General features: G+C 61.5%; 16 protein-coding genes. 8 read left to right on the top strand and 8 right to left on the bottom strand.

Translation table 11 applies throughout. The annotated features are described in order from the left end of the window. The first annotated feature begins 484 nt into the window (after positions 1-484). From H585_RS0102540 to H585_RS0102530, 3 genes are all read left to right on the top strand, one after another. Positions 485-1,066, top strand: a complete 582-nt coding sequence (locus tag H585_RS0102540) for a hypothetical protein (protein WP_027366644.1) — start codon at positions 485-487, stop codon at positions 1,064-1,066. Positions 1,067-1,344: 278 nt separating this feature from the next. Continuing rightward, complete coding sequence (locus H585_RS0102535; protein WP_027366643.1) at positions 1,345-2,574, top strand: sodium:proton exchanger; 1,230 nt, start codon at positions 1,345-1,347, stop codon at positions 2,572-2,574. A gap of 288 nt (positions 2,575-2,862) precedes the next feature. Next, entirely contained in the window at positions 2,863-3,765 is a 903-nt protein-coding gene (locus H585_RS0102530) for a hypothetical protein (protein WP_027366642.1), read from the top strand. A gap of 267 nt (positions 3,766-4,032) precedes the next feature. Here H585_RS0102530 and H585_RS0102525 read toward each other — a convergent pair whose 3' ends face one another. The 4 genes from H585_RS0102525 to H585_RS0102510 form a co-directional block, all read right to left on the bottom strand. Next, complete coding sequence (locus tag H585_RS0102525) at positions 4,033-4,761, bottom strand: 3'-5' exonuclease (RefSeq protein ID WP_244432464.1); 729 nt, start codon at positions 4,759-4,761, stop codon at positions 4,033-4,035. Between the two features lie 23 nt (positions 4,762-4,784). Continuing rightward, positions 4,785-6,764 (bottom strand): putative nucleotidyltransferase substrate binding domain-containing protein, encoded by a 1,980-nt coding sequence (locus H585_RS0102520; protein ID WP_027366640.1) that lies wholly within the window; start codon positions 6,762-6,764, stop codon positions 4,785-4,787. A 377-nt stretch (positions 6,765-7,141) separates the two neighbouring features. Continuing rightward, positions 7,142-8,917, bottom strand: coding sequence for a sodium:solute symporter family protein (locus tag H585_RS0102515; protein WP_027366639.1), 1,776 nt, complete (start codon positions 8,915-8,917; stop codon positions 7,142-7,144). A 21-nt stretch (positions 8,918-8,938) separates the two neighbouring features. Next, positions 8,939-9,190: a DUF4212 domain-containing protein gene (locus tag H585_RS0102510; protein ID WP_014260122.1), complete on the bottom strand. Its 252-nt coding sequence runs from the start codon at positions 9,188-9,190 to the stop codon at positions 8,939-8,941. A 491-nt stretch (positions 9,191-9,681) separates the two neighbouring features. Between H585_RS0102510 and H585_RS0102500 the strand changes: the two genes are divergently transcribed. Continuing rightward, on the top strand, positions 9,682-10,221 hold the full coding sequence (locus tag H585_RS0102500) for a CvpA family protein (protein ID WP_027366638.1): 540 nt from the start codon (positions 9,682-9,684) through the stop codon (positions 10,219-10,221). 205 nt (positions 10,222-10,426) lie between these two features. Then, complete coding sequence (mazG, locus tag H585_RS0102495) at positions 10,427-11,221, top strand: nucleoside triphosphate pyrophosphohydrolase (protein WP_027366637.1); 795 nt, start codon at positions 10,427-10,429, stop codon at positions 11,219-11,221. Between the two features lie 203 nt (positions 11,222-11,424). Here mazG and H585_RS22335 read toward each other — a convergent pair whose 3' ends face one another. From H585_RS22335 to H585_RS0102475, 3 genes are read right to left on the bottom strand one after another with little or no spacing between them, the layout of a single operon-like run. Further along, positions 11,425-12,717, bottom strand: coding sequence for a (Fe-S)-binding protein (locus tag H585_RS22335; protein WP_081678579.1), 1,293 nt, complete (start codon positions 12,715-12,717; stop codon positions 11,425-11,427). A gap of 23 nt (positions 12,718-12,740) precedes the next feature. After that, entirely contained in the window at positions 12,741-13,220 is a 480-nt protein-coding gene (locus tag H585_RS0102480; protein WP_027366634.1) for a hypothetical protein, read from the bottom strand. Between the two features lie 28 nt (positions 13,221-13,248). Further along, positions 13,249-13,737 (bottom strand): PocR ligand-binding domain-containing protein, encoded by a 489-nt coding sequence (locus tag H585_RS0102475; protein ID WP_027366633.1) that lies wholly within the window; start codon positions 13,735-13,737, stop codon positions 13,249-13,251. Positions 13,738-14,196: 459 nt separating this feature from the next. On the opposite strand from H585_RS0102475, the gene H585_RS0102470 reads away from it, so the two are divergent. The 3 genes from H585_RS0102470 to H585_RS0102455 all read left to right on the top strand — a co-directional run bounded on the left by H585_RS0102470 (position 14,197) and on the right by H585_RS0102455 (position 16,888). Next, positions 14,197-14,943, top strand: a complete 747-nt coding sequence (locus H585_RS0102470; protein WP_027366632.1) for an N-acyl homoserine lactonase family protein — start codon at positions 14,197-14,199, stop codon at positions 14,941-14,943. Positions 14,944-15,289: 346 nt separating this feature from the next. Beyond that, positions 15,290-15,970 (top strand): HAD family hydrolase, encoded by a 681-nt coding sequence (locus H585_RS0102460; RefSeq protein WP_027366631.1) that lies wholly within the window; start codon positions 15,290-15,292, stop codon positions 15,968-15,970. 303 nt (positions 15,971-16,273) lie between these two features. Then, positions 16,274-16,888, top strand: a complete 615-nt coding sequence (locus tag H585_RS0102455; protein ID WP_027366630.1) for a cyclase family protein — start codon at positions 16,274-16,276, stop codon at positions 16,886-16,888. Between the two features lie 113 nt (positions 16,889-17,001). Here H585_RS0102455 and H585_RS0102450 read toward each other — a convergent pair whose 3' ends face one another. Beyond that, the gene (locus tag H585_RS0102450) at positions 17,002-17,187 is read right to left on the bottom strand and encodes a hypothetical protein (protein WP_027366629.1); all 186 of its coding nucleotides are present in this window, start codon (positions 17,185-17,187) and stop codon (positions 17,002-17,004) included. Positions 17,188-17,304: the final 117 nt, after the last annotated feature.

Below are 17,304 nucleotides of genomic sequence, written 5' to 3'. Positions count from 1 at the left end.
CGAACTGCGCGGCCGGAATGGCCTCGAGAAGATTAGGGATGTGCAGCATCAGTGGGCGCCGGCCTTGTCCGGGCCATGCCGACCACCTCATTCGCGCGACGGAAATCACTGCTGAACACGGTCACGATGGGCATGGTTCGCACTCCTCAGCCCTGGCCCGTGCGAGCGCCTGAGGCTGCAGCGCCGAGGACCCTCTCTTTTTCAGGTCACGGTCTTGGCTATGGCCGTGGGGTTGTGCGCGTTTCTTTTTTACCAAGCATTCACTCAACTTTAGACCAAACAAAAACGCATGGTCAATTGTCGCCATTGGCACTCTTAAAGAGAATGCCAGAGCATCCGTTGGCTGCATGGACGATGCTCGGAAACCCGGCAGATAAAGAAGAACGCTCAGCTCTCACATCCTCATGCCCGGCATGCTGGCATTGCGATTGCTCATATATGACTGCATACGGAAAAAATTGCAGCCAGTTAAGAGGACAAGGCCATGCCCATCAACGCCATCAGAAGCTTCATCATAGGAAATCAGGTGCACCCCGGCTTGCTTGTTGGCGAGGCAGTCCGAGATCGCCAGGGGTCCGATGAGCGCCAGGATGCGTCGCGTGATTCGGTGCGCCTGTCCGATACTTCCGGCGACTTGGCCGCCATGGCCAAGCATGGCTCCAGTGAGGATGTCCTGGACATCGTCTCCACCAAGGTGGCCGAATTGCGGATTCGGCTCATGGAAAAGCTGAGCCATAGAATGCGCTATGAAGGCCTCGATCCCGAGGCCAAGGTTTCCCTGCGGCTCGACGAAGAGGATGTCGTGCGTGCCTCGGGCGAAGAACCGGCGGCTTCCAAGGTGGAGGACCTGCTCGCCGAGGATCCCAGCCTGGGCGAACTGTTTCGCGAACTGGCCGCTCACTCGGACCTTTTGCGCACCCTGCGCGCCGCTCGTGTGGGCAAGACCCGCACTGTTTCCGGATACCAAGCCTATACCCGCGCCGCCAGCGAGCTTGACGCCAGCTCGGCCGCTTTCGTGCTGACAATGCTCGGTTCGCAGGTCACTTCCTACTTCGATAGGCAGTAAGCCTCGCTTATCGGTTCGCCGAGTCGAACGCGGCACATTTTTCCACTCTCCGAGGTTCGGCAGGCTTCATCGATAGCCATATTGACAGCGACCGGGCCGAGGACTAGATTCGGGCCGGTTCAAAGGGGAGTAGCTCCGATAGGGCAAAGTCACCATCACAGCGTTCGCGCTTGGCTTTGCTGTTGGCGAGAGGCCGATGAGCGAGACCTTTGGCATGAGTGTGTCATGCCGGAGGTCTTTTTGTTTGTCTCCGGCCAATCTGCGATCGGAGTTGCACCATGCTCGACGCCAAGAAGCTTCTGCCTTTCGTCCTGGCCGTGGCGGCCTGTCTGCCCGGCCTGCTCCTGCGCTTTTTCCATGTGGAACTGACTCCGCCGCTCATGGCCGCCATCACCGGCGGCTCCATCCTCGGCGCATCCTTCCTGCTGACCTGGGCCTGCGACGTGGCCCAGGAGGACATTCCCCAGACCCTGGCCCTGGCCGTGGTGGCCCTCATCGCCGTACTGCCCGAGTACGCCGTGGACATGTACTTCACCTGGCAGGCCGGCCAGCATCCGGAATCCGACTACGCGCACTACGCCATCGCCAACATGACCGGCGCCAACCGGCTGCTCATCGGCGTGGCCTGGGCAGCTATCGTGGCCATCTTCTGGATGCGCACGCGCAAGAGCGTGCAATTGGAGGAGGAACGCCGCACCGAGCTGTTCTTCCTGGGGCTGGCCACGCTGTACGCCTTCACCATTCCGCTCAAGGGCAGCCTGGCCTGGTATGACGGCCTGGTCTTCATCGGCATGTACGTCTGGTACATCTACCTGGCCAGCCGTCGTCCCTGCGTCGAGTGCGACATAGAAGGCCCGGCCGAATTGCTGGCCCGCCTGCCCAAGGCCTCGCGTCGCCTGGCCACCGTGGTCACCTTTCTTTACGCGGCCCTGGTCATCCTGGCCTGCGCCGAGCCCTTCAGCGAGAACCTGGTCGCCACGGGCAAGGTGTACGGCGTCAACGAGTTCCTGCTCGTGCAGTGGCTCGCGCCCATCGCCTCCGAGTCGCCGGAGTTCATCGTGTCCATTCTGTTCGTGCTGCGCGGCCATCCCGGCATCGCCCTGGGCAGCCTGTTGTCCTCCAAGCTCAACCAATGGACATTGCTGGTGGGCATGATTCCCGGCGTGTACGGCGTATCCAGCGGCTCCTTCGCCACGCCCATTCCCATGGGCTCCATCCAGATGCACGAGATCCTGCTCACCGCGGCGCAATCCCTGCTGGCCGTGGTGCTCCTGGTCGGCCTGAAGCTGTCCATACGCGGGGCCAGCGTGCTGTTTTTGTTGTTTATCGGCCAGTTCCTGGCCCCGTTCTGGTCCGAAGGCTTGTCAACGATGGGCGTGCTCATCGACCCCGACGCCATCCACATGGGCTTCTCCATGGCCTACATAGGCCTGGCCATGATGCTCATGATCATGCGCTTGGCCGAAATCCGCGCCCTGTGGCGCGGCGTTCGCGTCACACAAAGCTAGGTACGTGCAGTTGAACTGGGAGAGGGCGCTGCCCTCTCCCAGACCCACACCCGGCAGGGAAATGATTCCCCTGCACCCCTCTTATCTTTGCGCTCATATGAAACTCTGGAAATCGAAACGAGCCGGTCCTTCCGCCCTTCCCTGCCAATGCCGACGCGTTCAAGCTCTCCCCACTTAATTAAACATCCTTGGGACTCGAGCAATTCGCTGGTGGATTGCCACGGCTACGTGGTTTAGCTTAATCCACACCGACTAACTCCACCTATCCGCCAGCAGGAGAACAATCATATGTCAACGCCGGAACGCCTTGCCCAAGCTCTGAACGATCACCTTCATCTGGCACAGCTTATCAGCGACGAAGTCGTGCAGTTCGCCCGTACGGCCTTGGGGGTGGACGCCGAGGACCCGAAGGCGCTGTGGCGCGCAGTGGATGATGACAGCCCGGAGCGCGAGGCCCTGGTGGAGCTGATGCTTTTTCCGAGCTCGAAGCTGGTGGTGGAACTGGAGCCACTGCTTGCGCAGGAGTGCTACTCGGATGAAGACGAACCGCGCATTGTTGAGCGGCTGCTATCCTTCAACCCGGGGGCCTGTTTCGCCCTTCCGGGCGGCGGAACGCTCACTTTGCTCTTGCGTGCCGAGGACGCTCGGTTGCTCGTGCGCAGGCTGCGCATCGAGGATACGCCGCCCGAGGAGTTGCGCCAAGCCGCATCCGGCCGTTTCGACGCGCAGCAAGCCGCGCAGCTCATGGCTCTGCTGCGGCATGAATCCTGGCCTGATACGCCGCAATCGCGCTTTCTATTGTCCGGCGTTCTGGAGCGGCTGTCCGACAAGGAAGCGGCAACAGCCGAGGCCCTGCGTTACGCCTGCCGCTTCCTTGCAAGCCTGGCTCCCGACGCCGAGCCGCTGGCGGCCCTCAAGCATCGCCACGCCGAAACGCGCCGCGGTCTTGAACGAGCCCGCCGCTTTCAGGCCATGCGCGAAACCATGAACATGGAGACGCTCATGGCTCGCGGCGTGCGCGAGCCGAACCTCGATCCGGCCGCCCTGGAGCATGAATTGGCGCTGCAGGACGCCATATGCCGCGCGGCCTACGGCCTGCCGGCCTCGGATTTCGGCCCGGCCGAGGAGGACCTTGGCGAGTTCGACGGCGAGGAAGGCGCGCGCAGGCTGCTGGACATCTGGGGCGAGTAGGCTTGGGGCTCGGACGCTTTTCTGGTATAATGACAAACTCCTGCGCGAGTCCTGGAGAAGGTCCGGGCCTGCGGCGGACCCAAAATCACGAAACAAAGCCAATCACCCGCAAGCCCTTGGGCATGAGGAGCTGAGCGGTTATCGGACGTTACGTGCACGCCCTGGAGCAATGCGCGGACGAACTTCGCGGGTCCAGGGCCGCGCCGGCCCTGGTGGGTGAGAGCCCGAGAGAGGGCAAAGCCCTATCTCGGTTCCTGTTCAAATTCTCTAAAAATACCAGCGCCAACTGCGACCCATGTCGTACAGGTCCTTGAGCGTATGCACATAGCCGCTGCGCAGCTTGCGCACGAGGAACAGGAACAGGTAGGCGGTCTGCATGGCGTCGGACAGGGCGTTATGGGCCGGGAAGCTCGGTAGGCCGTATTGGACCGCGAGGTCCGTAAGGTTGTAGGACACGCGCAGATTGTAGCGGTCGTAGTAGCTGACCCAGCGCTCCTCTTCATAGACCTGGGCCAGACGCATGGTATCCAGGCAGGGATTGGCCATGGGCCCGCCCAGGATGCGCTTGCAGGCGCGGTTGAGAAAGGCCGCGTCCATGCCGACATGATGACCCACGATCAGGCTTTGGCCCAGGTAGTCGGCGAACTCGGGCAGCACATCGGACAGCTCGGGCGCGTCCTCAACCTCCGAGGGCGTGATGCGGTGAATGAGCGTGCAGGTCTTGGGCAGGCACGACGGTCTGACCACTGCATACCAGTTGGCGCCGGGCTGAATGGCCATGCCGCGGATGCGCACCGCGCCGATGGACACGATCTCGTCCCGGCGATGGTCCATGCCGGTCAGCTCCGTGTCCAGCACCGTGAATTCGCACTCATCCAACGGGATGTCCTGGTCGAAGCCCTGGAAGAACTCGCGGCTTTCGCGCAGGGCCGGATGCCATGGAGCCCGGCCCAGCATGCGGCCCAGGGGGCCGGAATCAAGCAGGCGATCGAACATGGCTTGCTCCATCACGTTTACCCTCAGACGTTGAGCCGAAATGTCTCGCGCACGTAGGACTGCATGCGTCCGATAACGCCGAAGGCCTCCTTGAGCGTGCGCTTTTCCAGTTCCGAGAGCCTCCCCGGATTCACGTGGTTGCCGGGCTGGCGGCCTTCGTCCATTTGGCGCAGCTGACTGGCGATGCGCACCTGCATGAGGAACTCGTAGGCCTCGCGCAGCTCGGCGTGAAACTCGGCTGAAATGGCCCCCAACTCGGCCAGGGCCTTGAAGCGGTCCAGGCTGTTGGTTTCGCGCAGCCCATGCTTGAGGGCCATGACCCGGCCGAACTCCGTAAGCGGCAGAACACCCCGGCCCTTGATATCCAGGGCATCCTTGTGCTCTCCATCCTTCTCCACGATGAAGCTCTTAAAGAAGGTCAGCGGTGGCCGTGAGCGCAGGCAGTCGGCGGCCATATGGCGCAGGAAGACCTCCTCGCGCGCGGCCAGCGGTGTCACGTAGTCCCGCAGGGCCTCACCCAGCGCCACATAGCCAAACACAGGCCTGAAGTCGAAGAAGATGCCCGCGAAAAGCACCTGCTTGGGCTCGGGCCGGGCGATCCACTCCGTGAACTGCCGCTTCCAGGCCGACAGGGACATGCGCCATTTCGGATTCTCGACCATGATGCCGCCGGGACAGCGTGGATAGCCGAAATCCACGAGGCACTCGCCGGCCCGCCGGCCCAGTCGGGCGAAATACTCATCGGCGCGGGCCTTCAGATCGGCATCCGCAGCCTTGGGACCATGCCCATTATCTTGTCCGTAGTCCTGCCCGTAGTCCTGGTAAATGAGGGCGTTGTCCTGGTCCGTGCGGATGGTTTGCTCCCTACGGCCCTCGCTGCCCATGGATAGCCAGCAGAACGGCAGCGGCGGTGGGCCCAGCTCCTCCTGGAGCATGGTCAGCAGCCGCTCCAGCACCAGATCATTGAGCACGGCCACCATGCGGCCGACCTTGCCCGCCCTGGCCCCTTCCTCGAACAGGGCGCGCACCACGTCGGGGATGCCCTTGGCCAGCCGGGCCAAGCCGTCAAGGCGGGTTTCGCCCACGATGTCCTTGAACAACGAATAGGGCGAGCGCCCAGTGAGGGTCATGAAATCATGGGCCGTGACCATGCCCTGCACGCGACCGGCACGGCGCACGCCAAGGTGGTGCACCTGGTTCTTCATCATGGTCAGCAGCGCGTCGAAGCACAGGGTGGCCTCATCCACGGCCAGCAGTGGCGAGGACATGATCTCGCGCACGGGCAGTTCTACGGACAGCCCCCTGGCCGCGACCTTGTCGCGGAAGTCCTGATCCGTAACGATGCCGGCCACCTCGCTTTTGTCCGCTTCCGCCGAGCCATCGAGCACCACAAGCGAGCCCACACCGGCCCGGCCCATGCGCTCGGCGGCCGAGCGGATGGTCTCGTCCGCGTTGATGGTCGCCAACTCACGTCGCACGACTTCGCCGACTCCGGTGGCGAATAGCGACAACCTGGTTCCGGAGTCCGCCGGGTGTCGTGTGCGACGCAACTCCGCGAAGGCCTTGTGCACATAGGCGTCGGACAGCGTGCGCAAATAAAACTGCGCCACGGCCGGCCAGCGCCCCATGAGAGATTGGAAATCCTGCTTGGAGATGCGATAGAAGAACGAATCCTCCACTGTCTCCACGTTGAAGTTGGCCAGGCTACCGCGAACGATAGCCAGCGCGCCGAAAGTGCCGCCCTCGCCCTGAATGTCCAGCAGCGTGATGCCGCCGTCATCGTTGATCAGGTAGCTCTTCACTCCGCCCTTCTGGATGATCCACAGGTAGTCAACGGCGGTTTTGCCCTGTTCGATAAAACGCAAGCCCGCCGGGATAAAATCTATGCTGCAGACTTTGGCCAAGCGCATTAGCTCGTCTTGCGGCAACTCGCTGAAGGGCATGGTTCGTTGCAAAATCTCCACGGCGTCGGCGGGTGAAACCGAATGCACGTTCCTGCTCATGGCCACCTCGATATTTCCATAGCAATCTGACGGGAATAGTCTTGACCTGTTTTTTCACCTGGACTATACAGACAACCAACGCGGTTGGTTGAACAACCAACACAGCACGCCAAGGCCGGTCTAAGCCCCCGCCGCTCGGCGTGACCCGGACGGCTCCTTGACCCCGGAGCCCATGGACGCCTACCCGGTATGCGAACGCGGATACCTCCCCAGGACGCGAACGACTCCGGATTAGCATATATGCCTTCCTCACTTGCCCCAGGCTTACACCGCCTCAAGGGCCTCTCCAGGAGGGGGAATCCCGGGCCAGAAGATTCCCCCTCCTTTCTTTTATTCAATTCTTCATTCGGATACATCGTCGGCGCGTCCTTGCGATCTTAGTGATCCACGGCAGCGCCCGCTCCGCGCGGAGTTCGCACGCTCTCCACGAGATCACGAATCTCCTGGGGAGGCGGCGGCGTGACATGGGAGACGGCAAAGGTCACCGCGAAGTTGATCAGCATGCCCACGGCGCCGATGCCTTCCGGGCTGATGCCCATGAACCACGGCGCAACGCCCAGGAACTTGGTCTGCACTATGTAGAAGATGGTGAAGCCGATGCCCGAAAGCATGCCGGCGATGGCCCCTTCCCTGTTCACGCGCTTGGAGAAGATGCCCAGGATCAGGATGGGGAAGAAGCTGGACGCGGCCAGGCCGAAGGCCAGAGCGACCACCTGGGCCACGAAGCCAGGCGGGTTGATGCCGAAGTAACCGGCGATGACCACGGCGATGCCGATCATGATGCGTCCGAGTCGCAGGCGCTGGCGCTCCGTGGCCTTGCGGTTGATGACCCGGTAGTACAGGTCGTGGGAAATGGATGACGCGATGACCAGCAGCAGGCCTGAAGCCGTGGACAAGGCAGCGGCCAATGCGCCGGCAGCGATGAGCGCCACGACCCAGGCCGGCAGGTTGGCGATCTCCGGATTGGCCAGGACCATGATGTCCGCGTCCACGTACAGTTCATTGGGCGTGTCCGTGGGCGGGTTCTTGACCATGCGCTGGCCCCAGTCGCCAACTTCGCCGATGAACTCGGGCTTGCCCTTGAAGGCCTCGCCTGCCCGATACTGGATGATGCCGTCGCCGGTCTTGTCCACCCAGGCCAGAAGTCCGGTCTTTTCCCAGTTCTTGAACCAGGAGGGCGCCTGCTCGTAAGCCACGCCGCTGATGGACTCGATCATGTTGTAGCGCGCGAACACGGACACGGCCGGAGCGGCGGTGTACAGGATGGCGATGAACAGGAGCGCCCAACCAGCCGACCAGCGCGCGCCACGCACCGTGGGCACGGTGTAGAAGCGCACTATAACGTGCGGCAGGCCGGCCGTGCCGACCATGAGCGCCATTGTGATGGCCAGCACGTCGAGCATGGACTTGTTGCCCGCTCCGAAAGCGGATGTGTACTCGGAGAATCCCAGGTCGCGGTGCAGATGATCCAGGGTTTCCAGCAGGAAACGGCCGGCGTGGGGGCCTTCCGTGATGGCCGAGCCGAAGCCGAGCTGTGGGATGGGGTTGCCCGTGATCTTCATGGAAATGGCCACGGCCGGGATGAGGAAAGCCAGGATGAGCACGCAGTACTGGGCCACCTGCGTCCAGGTAATGCCCTTCATGCCGCCCAGACCCGCGTAGAAGAAGACGATGGCCATGCCGATGATCACGCCCGTGTTCACGTCCACTTCCAGGAAGCGCGAAAAGACGATGCCCACGCCGCGCATCTGGCCGGCCACATAGGTCAGCGAGGCAAAAATGGCGCAGACCAGGGCCACGATGCGCGCCGTGTTGGAGTAATAACGGTCGCCCACGAAGTCGGGCACCGTGAACTTGCCGAACTTGCGCAGGTACGGTGCCAGGCACAGGGCCAAGAGCACGAAACCGCCGGTCCAACCCATGAGGTAGACCGCGCCGCCATAGCCGGCGAAGGATATGATGCCCGCCATGGAGATGAACGAGGCTGCGCTCATCCAGTCCGCGGCCGTGGCCATGCCGTTGGCCAGCGGAGGCACGCCGCCGCCGGCGACGTAAAAGCCCTTGGTGTCCTTGACCCGGGACATCCAGGCGATGCTCATATACAAAGCGAAAGTCGCTCCAACGATGATGTAGGTCCAGACGAGTATTGACATGGATGTGCTCCCTGCTCTCGGCTATTCGTGGACGTCATGCTCGCGGTCGAGCTTGCTCATGCGCCAGATGTACACAAAGATGATCACCACGAAGGTAAAAATGGAGCCTTGCTGTGCGAACCAGAACCCCAATGGGAACCCGGCTATGCGCACGGCGTTGAGCTGCTCCACGAAGAGGATGCCGCAGCCGTATGATACGGCCGCCCAGACGCCCAGGAGCACGAGCATGAGGCGCAGGTTCTTGAGCCAATACTGTTTCTTGTTGTCCTGCATGGTTCCCTCCTTGGGTCATGCGTTCACAGGGTCCATGCCAGCTTTCTACATCCCCACCGTCCATGTAGCGCGCTTTATTTGGTAAACGGGTGAACGGCCCCGTGATGGCGAGCAGCGGCGCACCAAGGTGTGACGAAGCTCCACTCCCGCCTTTTAGACGACCATTCGCAGGGCATAAGCGCCGTCCACCGGCCACGCACTCAGCGGCGAGCGAGCCGCTCAAATGACGGACTTCCGCCAAGTCCAGATCACCGATGCACGAATACTGGACACGCACGACATCTTTTGCATCAACCTGCGCAAATAATTGTTTGCCCGGTTTTCTCGGGGCGAGCCCAGAAACGCTCCCACCCTGGCCGGCAGCGGAATATGCAGGCTTGGCGCGAATCAAGCTTGCATCCTTGAACCCTTCATTTTTGGAACGTCATCTGCTAGCAGAGGTGTGGAACCGAACCCTAGACAATATGACCACCCGCCTGCCGAGGAGCGCCATGAACATTTTGGATATCGTGCTCGTACTGATTCTCGCCTTCTTTACTATCAGGGGCTTCCTCAGGGGGCTGCTCATGGAACTGGCCGCAATCACCGGCCTTGTCCTGGGCTTCTGGGTCGCCAACAGCCATTCCGACCTGCTTCTGCCCATTGTCGGCAGAGCCATGAACGATCCCACCACGGCCCATATAGTCGCGTACATACTGACCCTGCTAGCCGTAATGCTGGCGGTCTGGCTGATCGGCTTCCTTTTGCGCACGGCGCTCAAGGCGGGCAAGCTTTCTGGCATGGACCATCTCTTCGGCTCCATATTCGGGTTCATCAAGGGCGCCCTGCTGGGCGCCATTCTGGTCATGGTGCTAATCGTCAATTCGTCCGACTCCGGGGTCCTGCGCGAGTCCACCCTGCAGCCCTACCTGGGTGGCGTATCCGACTGGCTGGCCGACTACCTGCCAAACAGCCTCAAGAAGGTTTACCACGACAACGCCGCCGGCCTGCGCCGGGCCGCCGACGGATTTACGCTGCAAAACCCCGCCTAGCTTTCCGTAATGCTACCTAGAGGAGGGCGCGACCGGTCTGAGCGGTTCGCCCTCCTCTATCTTGCCCGCCAAGCTTCTTCAGAATCCGGTGCCCGGCTTCCGTTAACGGTTGCGGAGACACTCCTTTCGGGTTGCCGCCGCCGATCACCGGAGGTACACCGGCCGTACCCGTAATCGACGTCACCTCAAACCGACCGAGCACATCATGTCCGACGACAAGAACGCATTGGCCGCCTTGCGCCAGGTGGTGCAAACACTCATCGGCCCGGGCGGCTGTCCCTGGGACCTGGAGCAGACCCCGGAGAGCCTGTGCGACTATGTAGTGGAAGAGGCCTTCGAACTGGTGGAGGCCATCCGAGCCGGGGACGTGGCCGGCGCGCGCGAGGAGCTGGGCGATGTCATGTTCCTGCTCCTGTTCATCGGCGAGCTGTACGAGCGCGACGGCAAGTTCACCCTTACCCAAGCCCTGGAGGACGGCGCGGCCAAGATGATCCGCCGCCACCCGCACGTGTTTTCCGACACCAAGGTGGAGAACCTGGGCGAGCTGTTCACTAACTGGGAGCGCATCAAGCGTGAGGAAAAGAGCGCCGCAGCCGAGGATGACAAGCCCAAAGGGTTGTTCGACAGCCTGCCCAAGGGATTGCCGCCCCTGCTGCGGGCCTACCGCATCCACGCCAAGGCCGCGCGCAACGGCTTTACTTGGGAATCCGAAGCCGACGTCGAACGCCAGCTCGACGCCGAGTGGCGTGAATTTCAGCAGGCACTGGCGGAAGGTGACGAGGCCAGCCAGAACGACGAATTCGGCGACTACCTGTTCACCTTGGTGGAACTGGGCCGGCGCAAGGGCATCAAGGCCAATGCGGCCCTGGATTTTGCCAACCGCAAGTTCCTGGAGCGCTTCAGCATCATGGAGGGACTTGCCGCGGCCCAGGGCAAGAGCGTGCCGGACATGAACCTGGAAGAGTTGAACACGCTATGGGAGCAGGCCAAGGCGAGGTAGCCGGTTTAGAGCAAACTGCATAAGAGTTGGGAAGGGCTTTGCCCTCCCCAGACCCCACCCACCAGGGCCGACGCGGCCCTGGACCCGCGCAGTTCATTAGCGAAGTGCTCAGATGAATGAAAAACCCCTGCCCGACGATCGGGCAGGGGCAGCAAGGGGAAGGGGTCTGAATGTCTATTGTAATACGCTGTTCCCGATGGTCATTAGAGGCCGACCTCGGCCAACTCGGGTCCCAGGTAGGATCGCTCATTCTCGCCGAGCACGCCCAACGACAATGCCAACAGCGTCCACAAATGCACGGTGTGGTACGGAGCCTTGTAGTGCTCGGCCAAGTCATGAACCTGGGAATGGCAGTTATGGCAGGGCGTTATGCAGTACTGCGCCTTGGTGGCCAGGATCTGGTCGAGCTTGACCTTGCCGTACTGCCTGCGCGCGTCGGCGTAGCCTGACTGGAGGAAACCGCCACCGCCGCCGCAGCAGTAGTTGTTCGACTTGTTGGGCCACATGTCCACGAAGTTATCCGCGCCCACCACGGCCTTGACCACGAAGCGCAGGTCCTCGGCGATGGGGTCGCCCAGGGATTTGCGCACGAGCTGACAGGGGTCCTGCACCGTGAACTTGATCTTCAGGTCCTTGTTCCAATCGGAGCTGGGCTTGAGCTTGCCTTCGCGAATCCAGAGGGCATACCAACGGATGATCGTATCGAGTTCGAAATTGGGCTTGATGTTGAACTTTTGCAGTCCGGACCGGACTGCGTAAAATTCGTGGCCTCACTCGGTGTTGAGCCAGATCTTTGCACCAAGGTCCTCCACGCCCTTGACCTTTTTGCGCACGATGCTTTCCCAGGCCTCATCGTCGGCCGCGAACATGCAGTAGTTCTCCGCGGCCCAGCCCGTGGTTGCATAGGTCCAATCCGCGCCTGCCAGATGCAGTATCTTCCACAATGGAACCATCTCGTCGGGCTCGGTAACCGGCTCGCGGGAGTTCTGATTGAGGAAGAACTTGGCGCCGGGCTTGTTGATGGGCGCTTCAAGATCCTTGAAGCGCGGGTCCGCCTCGCGCACCTCGGCCAGCACATCCTCGATGACGAACTGGAAGTCCTCGCTGCTCGCGCCCATGGCGCTACCGCCCTCTGTACGCAGGGCCTGATCGCAGGAGCCGATGATGCCCTTGGGCCGCTTGTCCCTGGGCCAGGTCTGCCGCGCGTAGTAGATCATCTGCGGGATGTCCACGCCCATGGGACAGGCGTGCACGCAACGCCGGCACATGGTGCACATCCATATCCACGGATTCTCCAGGGCCTGCTTCTCCAGGCCGAAGGCCAGCATGCGCAGGAACTTGCGCGGATCCATGCCCTCAAGGCCCGTGGCCGGGCACCCCGAGGCGCAGGCTCCGCAGGTGAAGCACTGCGTCAGGTGGCCACCCTCCGGGACCAAGGTCATGACCTTGTCCAGGAACGGGTGCTCCACGCGGTCGAGCACTACAGCGTCTGCCATATCTCGCTCCTTGTGTTGCGGGTTCAGTGTATTATCTCCGGAGCCTGGCGGGACTGACACGTAGCACAGCTCCCGTCGGACGCCTTTTCCTGCTCTTCCTTCAGGGTACAGCGCCGGCGCATGGCCAGGGCCATCTCGATGACGGCCTTTTCCAAATCCCTGATGAAGACATCCAGAACCTCCTCCTGCAGGAGGAAGTTGAAGAACACCTTGAGCCCGTCCTCGAACAAATGGACATTGCCGTCGCGCATGAGCCGACCAAGGTAGACCTTGTGCGGCCAGGGCCTATCCATGATGGCCAGGAAGGGCCGGATGCCTTTGCCACGGCAGATGAAACGGATGGAGTAGGCCTCGGTGTCGAATGCGCATTGAGCCAGGATCGGCGGTTTCTGGCCAGGTTGGGGGCTGGTCTTGTTCTTGGCCATTATCCTGAGCAGGGCGCACATGGCGGCATGAAAGGGCATGACCTTGGTGCGCAGAAATTCCTTTCTCTTCTCGTCCATGGAGACCTCCTCAGTTTACGTGGCCGGGCTATAAGGCCGTCAGGCGCTTCTGGATGAAAGTTATGATTTCGTGTGCACGCTGGCGTGAAATTGCGGGAATCGAAGCCGCCAAGTCTTCGATCTCAGTCACGGGCAGGCCGGTTACGCGCGACACGTAGTCGGATTCGATATGCGACCCGTCCAGCAAAAGCCCGCAGCAACCTACCACGCCCAGGAATTGCCCGTCCCGGATGACAGGCACCACCAGTTTGGCGAAACCAGCGTCGCACTCCTCCAGGACAGCATCCTGACGCTGCTCCGCATGCCGGGCGATGACCTGGTTGGCGCAGGCGCAGATAGCCTGCAAGCCTTGGGGATTGGACTTGATGCGCGGGCACAGCTTGTTGCCCCAATTGGCGTAATCCGTGATTCGGCGGCCTTGGGAATCGAACACGCACGAATTCATGTGCGAGAAAGCGTGCAGGTCCTCTTCCAGCTTCCGCCAGCCATCTACCGGCATGATGTCCGTCAATGTCATCGCATGCTCCTCCCGTTATGCTTTGCCGCAAATTCCGGCTACGGGATTGCGGCATCTATAGAAAGACTCGTGCCAAGCACGACTACACATAAAAACATCAAGCTAGTTAGTAACTTATAAAGTGTGCTCCAGCAAAGGCTACATGGTAATTGATTGGAGGTTGCGTGCATGCATCTTGTCATGTTGCGTATGCGCAACATAGATGCAACATCCTAATGGTTGGACTAGAATTGATTTTTCTGGATCGCTAAGCTAATCAGCTGAATAGTGCAGGTATAAGCGCAGAGCTACGTTTGGCAGCCAAGGGAAAACGGTCCGCATATGTCAAAAGAATACGGGATGGCTTGCAACATCCCCTGCCGTGTATGGCGCCAGGGAGCGCCTTGCCCTCTCGCACCGCCAGAGTTAGATCAGGACAGATGCCGCTCAGGAAATCTTCGCACCCTATGGGGAGGAGCTATGCCGACATTCACCATTCATCCCATCGTCATGGGCACCAAGCGCTTCGACAAGGGTATGATGACCTACCAGCAGGGCTATGGGCAGCCGTACGTCATTCCTATCTACAGCTGGTTTCTTGAAGGCGGGGATAAGCGCATCCTGGTGGACACGGGCGAACTGAGACCCCTGCAGTCGCCTGACCGCGAGCAGGCCATCGGCGGAAAGATCTACACCTTCGAGGAGGGCCTGGCCCGCTTCGGGCTCGCGCCCGAGGACATCGACATCGTCATCCACACGCACCTGCACGCCGATCACTGCGAGAACGACTACAAATGCGTGAACGCGGAAATCCATGTGCACGAGAAGGAACTGGAGCGCATCCACGATTCGCACCCGCTCGACTTCCGCTATCTGGAGGACCACATCCTCGATGTGGAGGAAAACGGCCAGCTCAGGATCGTGCGCCAGGACATGCAGATCGTCCCTGGCGTGCGCGTGGTGCACACTCCGGCGCACACCGAGGGCGGCCTGACCGTGCTCGTGGACACGACCCAAGGCACGGCGGCCATCACCGGCTTCTGCGTCATCCAGGAAAACTTCGAGCCGCCGCAGGAGGTCAGGGCCATGGAGATGGAGGTCATCCCTCCGGGCACATGCACCAATCCGGCTCAGGCTTACGACACCATGCTCAAGGTGCGCGAGATGGCCGACATCATCATCCCGCTGCATGAGCCGCGCTTCGCCGCGCTGGACAGCATTCCGTAAGCCTTCAGTACAGCCATTTGCTGAGCAGATAATAAACGAGAGCTCCCACGCCCAGGGAGCCGTAGAGCAAGACTCAGGGGATGCAGCGTTTGCGCAGCCCAAGCACCAGTGCCGCGAAGGTCAGCACCCCGGCCAATGCGGCCAGGCCCAAAGCCAGTGGATGATCCATGGCGATCGTCCTCCTTGATGAGATTGATGGGCTTGCATAGCAGACTTCCCCAGTCTTGGGCCAGCTAAGGATAGCCTCAAGTCCGGCTTGGTAGCTCAGGCAGGTCTGGTAGCGAATCACCTTCTATCCGCAGATGGTGCCATGCGGACGTGCACAAAGCTTGCATGCTAAAGTCCCATGCAAGCCATTCATTTTCTGTGGGACATTGACGGCACCTTGGTGGGCCGCTCCGAAGGCCCTATCGAGGCCTGGAAGGAGCTGGCGGAGAGGATGCTCGGCAGCCGCTTCGAGTGGGACCAGCTGGACGCGGGCGGCAGCACCGATCCGCTCATCGCCGCTGGCATCTGCGACCTGTTCCCCGAGGCCGCCGACTACTGCACGGCCGAGCAAATCTGCGCGGCCTACCGCGAGCTGGCCTGCCGCAACTTGCGGACGCAGCCCTGCCCGCCCCTGCCCGCATCTCAGGCCTTGTTCCGCGAGGCCGCCTCGTCGCCCTTGTGCAGCAACTTCTTCCTCACGGGCAACTTCCGGCAGGTGGCCGCGTCCAAGCTGGCGGGCTCCGGGCTCAGCGTATCGGAGCTGACAGGCGGATTTGCTGAGCACGGACCGGCGCGGGCGCGCATTGCCCGCCACGCGGCGGCCGAGGCCCTGACCCTGCGACCGGGCAGGCTGGTGGTCGTGGGCGACACCCCGCGCGACGTGGCCGCCGCACGAGCCATCGACGCCGTGGCCGTTATCGTGGGCAATGGCCAGGCCAAGCCCGAGGCCGTGCAGGCTTCCAAGCCGGACCTGTTCTACCCTGCCCTGCCCGGCCTCGACGACCTGCTGGCCGACCTTGATCAAATCCGAAGAACTTAGGCCACGTCAACAGCTCGCTGATACGCTTGTCGAGATCGGACCGCACCCGCCCTCGTCAGTACTCGGAATCAAGTTCCCTTGGATTCTCTCTTCACCTATACTCCAAGATGCCCTTTACCGGAGCGGAGGAGAATCAGAGCGCAAGAGGCGAGCCATGCCGCAGAAATGGTCCAACTGGTCGAGCAGCCTTGGTTCACGGCAGGCAAAGTCGCCCGACCCGGGAGCGAGTGGGAGAGACCACCAGAGAGAACACGCCCTGGCCGCCAATCAGAAACGAAACTGAATCCAAACGGAGGCATGAGCATGCGCATCATCGACATCTCCATGGAAATTCACGCGGACATGGTTGTCTATCCAGGCGATCCCGCGCCTCGCTTCGAGCAGTTATCCACTCTGGCCGAGGGCGAAATGAATGTGTCCCTGCTGACCATGGGCAGTCACACGGGCACCCATGTGGATGCGCAACTGCACATCTCCGACCAAGGGCGCAGCGTGGCCGACCTGCCCTTGGACAGCCTCTATGGACCTTGCGAGGTGCTCGACCTGAGCGGCGTGGGCCGGGTGATCCATGCCAAGCACTTGCAGGGCCAGGACATCGACTACGGCTCCATCGTGTTGCTCAAGACGCGCAACTCACTGGAACAATACGAATCCTTCCGCGAGGATTACACCTATCTCTCCGAGGACGCGGCGCAGTATCTAGTGGACAAGGGCCTGCGCACCCTGGGCATCGACTACCTGAGCATTGAGGCCCAGGAAGGCTCGGGCCGCGTGCACGAACTGCTCGTGCAGCGCATGACCGTGTTCGAGAGCCTGTACCTCAAGGATGTCCAGCCTGGGCGCTACATCTTCTGCGGGCTGCCGCTCAAGCTGCGCACCGATGGGGCGCCGGTCAGGGCCATCCTTATCGAAGCATAGGCCGGACGCGGATCAGAACCGGGCGTAACGGCCAAAGGCTGTTATGAGCTCCCGCGCGACTGCCTGAGATTCAGATAATGCAGCTTGCTGGCGGCGAAGGGTTTCACGCGGCTTCAGCCGCTTCCCGCGCCGAGACAGTCGCCGCGCGCCAGACGCTCCATGCTGTCGGACTGCAAATCATTTCCCGCGATCTCCAAAAGCTTGCGCTGCCAGCAGCAGAAGCGCCGCTGGATGATCTCCAAGGTCTCGAAGTTCTGCCGTGAATTGCGTTCTAGCCACGTATTTCGCCGCTTATCCAAACGGCCTTGCGTAAACCTTCTCTGCTATCAAAGCACAATCCCGGCGTTTGAACCCCTCAAAGCCAGTATAGGCGAATCGACTGCGCGGCATGGCCATGATGAGCGTGCATATCGAAA

The organism is Desulfocurvibacter africanus subsp. africanus DSM 2603 (genome assembly GCF_000422545.1).
Classification (GTDB): domain Bacteria; phylum Desulfobacterota; class Desulfovibrionia; order Desulfovibrionales; family Desulfovibrionaceae; genus Desulfocurvibacter; species Desulfocurvibacter africanus.
This window is presented reverse-complemented; position numbering and strand designations above follow the sequence as displayed.